The sequence below is a fragment of the Micromonospora sp. RP3T genome (assembly GCF_003027925.1).
Classification (GTDB): domain Bacteria; phylum Actinomycetota; class Actinomycetes; order Mycobacteriales; family Micromonosporaceae; genus Micromonospora.
In genome coordinates this window covers 22,439-29,969 of record NZ_PYPS01000061.1, presented here as the reverse complement: position 1 = coordinate 29,969, position 7,531 = coordinate 22,439, and the positions used below count along the sequence as shown (strand labels likewise).

7 protein-coding genes are annotated in these 7,531 nt (G+C 78.1%); 3 read left to right on the top strand and 4 right to left on the bottom strand.

The window, feature by feature from the left end:
* The 4 genes from C8054_RS30555 to C8054_RS30540 all read right to left on the bottom strand — a co-directional run.
* The coding region (locus tag C8054_RS30555) for a TetR/AcrR family transcriptional regulator (RefSeq protein WP_233220248.1) at positions 1–760 on the bottom strand (760 nt) is incomplete at its 3' end.
* 4 nt (positions 761–764) lie between these two features.
* Positions 765–1,580, bottom strand: coding sequence for an FAD:protein FMN transferase (locus C8054_RS30550; RefSeq protein WP_107162626.1), 816 nt, complete (start codon positions 1,578–1,580; stop codon positions 765–767).
* Positions 1,577–2,146: an FMN-binding protein gene (locus tag C8054_RS30545; RefSeq protein ID WP_107162625.1), complete on the bottom strand. Its 570-nt coding sequence runs from the start codon at positions 2,144–2,146 to the stop codon at positions 1,577–1,579. Before C8054_RS30545 ends, C8054_RS30550 begins: the two co-directional genes overlap by 4 nt.
* 20 nt (positions 2,147–2,166) lie before the next feature.
* Positions 2,167–3,564, bottom strand: coding sequence for a ferric reductase-like transmembrane domain-containing protein (locus tag C8054_RS30540; RefSeq protein ID WP_107162624.1), 1,398 nt, complete (start codon positions 3,562–3,564; stop codon positions 2,167–2,169).
* A gap of 566 nt (positions 3,565–4,130) precedes the next feature.
* Here C8054_RS30540 and C8054_RS30535 point away from each other — a divergent pair.
* The 3 genes from C8054_RS30535 (at position 4,131) to C8054_RS30525 (ending at position 7,436) form a co-directional block, all read left to right on the top strand.
* A complete protein-coding gene (locus C8054_RS30535; RefSeq protein ID WP_107162623.1) occupies positions 4,131–4,658 on the top strand; it encodes an SAV_6107 family HEPN domain-containing protein in 528 nt (175 codons plus the stop codon).
* Between the two features lie 133 nt (positions 4,659–4,791).
* Positions 4,792–5,529: a hypothetical protein gene (locus tag C8054_RS30530; RefSeq protein WP_107162622.1), complete on the top strand. Its 738-nt coding sequence runs from the start codon at positions 4,792–4,794 to the stop codon at positions 5,527–5,529.
* On the top strand, positions 5,526–7,436 hold the full coding sequence (locus C8054_RS30525) for a DNA polymerase Y family protein (protein ID WP_107162621.1): 1,911 nt from the start codon (positions 5,526–5,528) through the stop codon (positions 7,434–7,436). The genes C8054_RS30530 and C8054_RS30525 overlap by 4 nt, the downstream gene beginning before the upstream one ends.
* Positions 7,437–7,531: the final 95 nt, after the last annotated feature.

The window sequence follows — 7,531 nt, the reverse complement described above, 5'->3', positions numbered from 1 at the left end:
GGGAGTCGTGGGTGGGGGCGGTGGACCGGGGGGCGGGGTCGGGTCGGGGGGCGGGGTCGGACAGGGCGGCGGCGAGGGCCGGGAAGCGGTCCTCGCGGCCGTGCACCAGCGCGCCGAACGCCGCCTCCCGGCCGGACCCGGGCGGGAGGCCGGCCAGGTTGCGGGCGTGCCCGACCAGCAGCGTGGCCACGTCGAGCCGCTCGGACGCGGTGAGCCCGGTGCCGGCGAGCGCGGCGACGACGCGCTCCACCCAGGCCAGCTCGTTCGGGCCGGGCAGCCGCGCGCCGACGGCTGCCGCCTGCGCCCAGGGATGCCGGCGGAACCGCTCGACCAGCCGCCGGGTCCAGTCGTCGAGCTGCCCGCGCCAGCCCGCCCCGACCGGCGCCGGAACACCGGGCGCGGCCCGGTCGGGGCCCAGGGCCGGCGTCGGCTCACCCCGCGCCCCCGGCGCCGGAACGTCGGGTGCGGCCGGGTCGACGGCCGGGGCCGGGGGCGGCTCGCCCAGCGCCGCGTCCAGCATCAGGGCGACCAGCTCGGCCCGGCCCGGCACGTAGCGGTAGAGCGCCATCTTGGTCACCGCCAGCGACTCGGCGACCCGCTGCATGGTCAGCCCGTCGAGCCCGTCCGCGTCGGCGACGGCGATGCCGGCGCGGGCCACGACAGCGGGTGAGAGCGTGGGACGCGGCCCGCGCCGGGGCCCGACGGGCGCGCCCCAGAGCAACTCGAACAGCCGCTTCTTGTCGACCTCACCGGTCCCCACGAGTTCATCCTCCCCGGCATCCGTCCGTCAGCGGAGAAGATACGGCCCGGGAGCCGGGCCAGCCCGGGGTGGCCCGGACCCGGCCGGCGGCGTCCACCAGCAGGGCCGCGTACCCGTCCAGGGTGGCCAGCCAGTCCAGCGCGTCCGCGCCGCGGGCGACGGCCGCGGTCGCGTACACGTCGGCCCAGAGCAGGTCGGGACCGACCACGGTGACCGACCTGACCGCCTCGGCCGGCCGCCCGGCGCGCGGGTCGGTGATGTGCGCGCCGCGCCGCGCGGTGCCGGAGGTGGCGACCGCGCCGGCGGCCCGCTCGACCACGTCGAGCACCAGGTCCGGACGGTCGGGGTCCTCGATCCCGATCCGCCAGGCCGGCCGGCCCGGCCCGGCCCGCAGCAGCACGTCCCCGCCGGCGTTCAGGCACAGGTCGTGGTCGGTCAGGTCGGTCAGGTGCCGGGCGGCCCGTTCCACCGCCCAGCCCTTGACCAGGCCGGACGGGTCGTAGCCGGTGCCGCCCCCGGGCAGCGGCAGGCGGCGGGCGTCGAACCAGCCGCCGGTCCGTACGCGGGCCGTCTCGCAGAGCCCGGCCACCTCGCGCACCAGCGGGTCGGCGGTGGCCGCCGGACCGGGCGGCGCACCGCGCAGGCGGCCCAGCACGCTGTCCGGCCGGTACGTGCTGAACACCGCGTCGACCGCGCGCAGCTCGGCGAAGAGCCGGGCCACCCGCTCCTCGACCGTCCCGGTACGCACCCGCGGGCCGCGCAGGTGCACGCTGACCGGCAGCCCCATCACCTGCGCCACCCAGGCCCGCCGGTCGCTCATCCGAGGTGCGCCGCGTCGATGGCGGACTGGAGCGACTCCCGGTAGCCGTCGCTGGTGACGGTGGCTCCGGAGACGCTGTCGATCCGGGCGCTCTGCGCCGCGAGCGCCTCCTGCCGCAGGATCGGCACCGCGTAGTCGTTGATCTCCTGGTCCCGCCGGTTACCGTCGGGCACCTGCACGGCGGTGACGTCGGTGATCTTCCCGCCGGAGACGGTGATCTTCACCTGCACCGGCCCCCACCGGGTCTGCGCCACGGAGCCGGTGGCCGTGCCGCTGTCGTCGCCGCCGCTGCCGCTGTCGCCGCCGCTGCCGCTGTCGCCGCCGCTGCCGCTGTCGCCGCCGCTGCCGCTGTCGCCGCCGCTACCGGTGCCGCCGTCGGTGGTGGCGCCGCCGGCGGACGGGTCGGCGCCGGTGCCGCCGTCCGTGCCGCTCCACGAGCCGCCACCCGGGTCGGTCCCGGCCGCGACCGACCCGGTCTCCCCGGCGCCCATGGTGCTGGTCCGGTAGCTGAACAGCAGCACCACCGCGGCCACGGTGGACAGCAGCCAGATGGTGATCCGTCGCACGGATCCTCCCTTCGCGCCTGTCACCAGGCGAAACGTTCGTGATGGACGTGCGCGTCGGGCACTCCGGCCGCGCGGGTCGCGGCGCGGACGGCGTCGACCCAGCCGTCCGGGCCGCAGAGGAAGACGTCGTGTTCGGCCACGTCGGGGGAGAGCCGGCGCAACGCCTCGGCCTCGGCGAGCCCCTCGGCGTACGCCGGCAGCCAGGACGGCCGCGCCGCCCGGGGGCCGACCAGGTGGTGCACCACCAGCCCGCGCTCCGCGACGAGCCGGTCCAGCTCGGCGGCGAAGGCCAGGTCCTCCCCGGTACGCGCGCGGTAGGCGAGCACCGCCTGCCCCGGCGCGTACGGCAGCTCCCAGAGCAACGCCAGCAGCGGGGTGAGGCCGACGCCGCAGGCCAGCATGGTGATCCCGCCGCCCCGCCAGTGCTGCCCGGTGAGCCGCCCGTACGGCCCCTCGATCAGCACCCGGGTGCCGGGGCGCAGGGCGGACACCCGGGCGCTGTCGTCGCCCAGGTCCTTGACCGTGATCCGCATCAGGTCGCCGCGCGGCGGCGCGGACAGCGAGTACGGGTGGGCCCGGGACCAGCCCGGCCCGTCCAGGAACCGCCAGAGCAGGAACTGCCCGGCCCGGACCGGCAGCCGGTGCAGGTCCCGCCCGCGCAACCAGACCGAGGTGACCCCGGGGGCCTCGGGTACCACCGCGGCCACCTCGATCCGGTGCCGCAGCGAGCGCCAGGCCGGCAGGCCGAGCCGCCAGATCAGCACGCTGGCCAGCGCCAGCAGGTAGACCGTCCACCAGTAGGCGCGGGCGAGCGGCGAGGCGATGAAGTCGGCGCCGGTCCAGAGCTGGTGCGGCAGCGCCAGCGCGACGCCCAGGTAGGCGTAGAGATGCAGCAGGTGCCAGGACTCGTAGCGCAGCCGCCGTCGGGCCGCGCGGACCGAGGTGACCACCACCAGCACCAGCAGCGCCAGCGCCGCGGTGGCCAACAGCATCCCCGGGTACGTGACGACCAGGTCCCAGGCTTCGGCGAGCACCCCCTGGCGGGCGGTGCCGGCGTACCCGAGGACGGTCAGCAGCACGTGCGCCAGGAGCAGGTGGAACGAGGTGAAACCGGCCAGCCGGTGCCACCGGGCGATCCGGTCCTGGCCGAAGCGACGCTCCAGCAGGGGCACCCGGGCCATCAGCACCACCTGGATCAGCATCAGGTCGGCGCTGACCAGGCCGGTGAGCCGGCCGAGCGAGGTGAGCCCGGGGGCCGCGCCGGCCAGCAGCTCCTGCACGCCACGGTCGGCGGTCCAGAGGGCGGTGACGACCAGCAGGCTGAGCGCCGCGAGGCCGCCGGCGACGTCGGCCCACCAGGCGGGGGCGGCCGGCGGGGTGCGGCGCACCGTGCGCCGGCCGGCCACGGTGGCGGTCACCGGGAGGGCTTTTCGGTACGGCTGACGTTCATGGGGGTAACCCTGGTCCGACGAGTTCCGGGCCGCCTTTGCCGCGGCTGTGCGCCGGCTGGGAATCCGGCCGCCCGCCCGGCGTGTCCGGGCACGTCACACGTTGCGTTTTCGTCGGTGGGGAGGTGTACTGTCAGGGTAGTTAGAACGAGTGTTCGATTGGATCGCGTTTGACGCGGGTCGCGGTTGACCCGCTCCGCACGCGCTCGGGTCGCCCACCCGTTCCCCAGCTCCGGAAGCGGTGTTTCGCGGCGCCGACTTCCGGACAAGGTGCGGCTCCGCGGGCCGCACCGGGCTTCGGACAGTCGCGAGTCCGGGCCCGTCAGGCAGGTCGTCGCCCGCCGCCCACGACCCCCGGGCGGCGGGCGACGGACCCGCCGGCACGCCGGCCGGGTGTGGGTGTGGGGAAGCGTCCACATCCGGCCGGCCGCCACCTTGAGGTGCGTCTTCCTCCGCACCGACCGCTCCGGGCGACCGGGCGACGGTTTCCCCCGTCGCGCGACCGCCCGCCCCGGCCACACGCGGAGGAGAGACCCATGCCGACCAGTCCGGCCCAGGCGCCCACGGTGCCCGCGCACGTGCTGCCGCACCGCACCCCCGCCCAGTTGCTCGCGGTGGCCCGCGAGGGGTTGGCCGAGGCCGCCCGCACCCGCCCCGACGGTCTCCGGTACGCCGCCGCCCACCTCGCGGCGCTGCGCGCCGCCGCCGCCGTGCTGGCCGCCCGGGCCCGGCCCGCGCCCACCCGGCGCAACCGGATCACCAGCGTCTGGGTGCTGCTCGCCACCGTCGCCCCCGAGCTGGACGAGTGGGCCGCCTACTTCGCCGCCGGCGCCGGCAAGCGAGCCGCCGCCGAGGCCGGCATCCCCCGGGTGGTCACCGCCCGGGAGGCCGACGACCTGCTCCGGGCCGCCGAACAGTTCGTGACCGTGGTGGAGACCGCGCTCGGCCGGCCGCACCAGCCGGCACTCGACGGCCTGCCCCGGCCCCTGCACCTCGGCGGCTCCGACACCGCGCCGCGAGCCGGGTCGGCCGCCGCGCCGCGAGCCGGGTCGGCCGCCGCCTGAAGTCGTGGCGTCCGGCCGCCATCGGCGGGACCCGGGGGGCCGGACGCCGCACCACCCGATCCAGCGCACCACATGATCCACAGCACCAACCACGGGCCGGCCCGTGGCGAAAACACGACGGGGGGTTGGTCCGATGGCGGGCCGCATGGTGGTCGGCTCCGCCGCCCTGGCCGAGCTGGTGCGTCCGGCGAGCGCGCCCGACCCGGCCGGTGGCCACCGGGTGCTCCCCGTCCGGGCCGAGCTGACCGGGCTGCTGCCCAACCGTGGGCTGCGACGCGGCAGCACCGTCGCGGTCGGCGTCGGCCGACCTCGGCACAGCGGCGCCACCTCGCTGATCCTCGCGCTGCTCGCCGAGGCGTCCCGGGCCGGCTCGTGGTGCGCCGTGGTCGGCGTGCCCACGTTCGGGGCCGGCGCGGCGGCCGAGGCCGGGATCGCCCTGGACCGGCTCGCCCTGGTGCCCGATCCCGGGCCGGAGTGGCCCACCGTCGTCGCCGCGCTCATCGACGGGGTCGACGTGGTGGTCACCGCCGTGCCGGCCGCGGTCTCCGCCTCGGTCTCCGCCCGGCTGGCCGCCCGGGCCCGGCAACGTGGCAGCGTGCTGGTCCCGTACGGCCGCTGGGACGGCGCGGACGTGACGCTCCAGGTGGTCCGGGGCGTCTGGCAGGGGCTCGGGCCGGGGCGTGGCCGGCTGCGCCGCCGCGAGGTGACCGTCTCGGCCCGGGGCCGGGGCGCCGCCGCCCGGCCCAAGGAGATCAAGGTGTGGCTGCCCGGCGACGAGCTGACCCGGGTGATCCCCCGCTCGGTCGGGTCCGGCGTCCCCGCCGCCCCGGGCCGCCGGCTGCGCGTGGTCGCCCCGGTGGCCGGGCCGTGAGCGCCCCGGCGCGGGCGCTGCTGCTGTGGTGCCCGGACTGGCCCGTCCTCGCCGCCGAGATCGTCGACGGCGTGCCCGCCACCGACCCGGTCGTGGTGCTGCACGCCAACCGGGTGGTGGCCTGCTCCGAGCGGGCCCGGGCCGAGGGGATCCGGCGCGGGCTGCGCCGGCGGGAGGCCCAGGGCCGCTGCCCGCAGGTCACCGTGGTGGACCACGATCCCGGGCGGGACGCACGGGCGTTCGAGCCGGTGGTCGCCGCCGTCGAGGAGGTGGTCGCCGGCGTCGAGGTGATCCGTCCCGGCGCCTGCGCGACCGCCGCCCGGGGGCCGAGCCGCTACCTCGGCGGTGAGGAGGCGGCGGCCGAACGGATCGTCGAGCACGTGGCCCAGAGCTGCGCGGTGGAGAGCCAGGTCGGCATCGCCGACGGGGTCTTCGCGGCCGGCCTGGCCGCCCGGGAGGGGCGGATCGTGCCCCCGGGCGGCACCGCGGCGTTCCTGGCCACCCGGCCGGTCGAGGCGCTCGGCCGGCCCGCCCTGGTCGACCTGCTGCGCCGCCTCGGCGTACGCACCCTCGGTGACTTCGCCGCGCTGCCCGCCGGGGACGTCCTGGCCCGGTTCGGCTTCGACGGGGCGCTGGCACACCGGCTCGCCGCCGGGCGGGACGACCGACCGCTCGCGGTCCGGCAGCCACCCGCCGACCTGACCGTCACCGCCGAGCACGACGAGCCGATCGACCGGGTCGACGCCGCCGCGTTCGCCGCGCGGACGCTGGCCGAGCGACTGCACGAGCGGCTCGCCGCGTACGGGCTGGCCTGCACCCGGCTCGGGATCGAGGCGGTCACCGCGCACGGCCAGGAACTGCACCGGGTCTGGCGACACGACGGCCTGCTCACCGCCGCGGCCATCGCCGACCGGGTCCGCTGGCAGCTCGACGGATGGCTCTCCGGCAGCAACGGCCGGGGTGGGGCCCGCCCGGCCCGCCCGACCGCCGGCATCATCCGGCTGCGGCTGGTGCCGGACGGGGTGCTCGCCCAGGCCGGCCTGCAACCGGGGCTGTGGGGGGAGACCGGCGCGGAGCGGGAGCGGGCGCACCGCGCGTTGAACCGGGTGCAGGGCATCCTCGGCCCCGAGGCGGTGGTCACCGCCGTCCTGGGCGGGGGGCGCTCCCCGGCCGACCAGGTGCGTCTGGTCCCGTGGGGGGACGAGCGGGTGCCCGCCCGTCCCGGCCCGCCACCCCTGCCGGCCCTCCCGCCGCCGGGTGCCGCGTCATCCGTCCCGTCCACGGTGCCGGAGCCGTCCGTCGTGTCGGCCCCGGCCGTCCTGTCGATCCCGGCTCCGGGCCTCGTGCCGGTCCCGTCCGCCGGTCCGGACCGGTCCGTTCCGCCCGTCGGTCCGGTTCCGTCCGTCGGTCCGGTTCCGTCCGCCGGTCCGGTTCCGTCCGCCGGTCCGGTGCCGGTCGCCGTTCCGCCCGTCGGTCCGGTTGCGTCCGCCGAGTCGGCCTCCGCGCCGGACGGGTCCGCCGATTCGGGCCGGGTGGCGCGGGCCGGTCGCGGGGCCGGCCGGGCCAGGGCGGTGCCCGAGCCGCCGTGGCCGGGGCGGATCCCGCCGCCGGCGCCGGCCGTGGTGCTGCCCACCCCGCTGGCGGCCGAGGTGCACGACGCGACGGGTGAACCGGTCGTGGTGAGCGCTCGGCTGGCGGTCAGCGCGGCGCCGGCCCGGCTGACCGTGGGCACCGGTCGGTCGGCCGAGATCACCGGATGGGTCGGCCCGTGGCCGGTGGACGAGCGCTGGTGGGCGCCGGCCGAGGCGCGTCGCCGGGCGCGGTTCCAGGTCTGCCTGGTCGACGGTACGGCCCTGCTGCTCGCCGTCGAGGGCGGGCAGTGGCTGGTGGAGGCCATCTATGACTGAGCGGCCCGCCCCGGCCCGGTGGCGAGCCGACGTGCCGGGGCGGCTTCCGCTCGCCGGAGGCTACGAACTTGATGGCGTAAACGGATCGCGGCGCC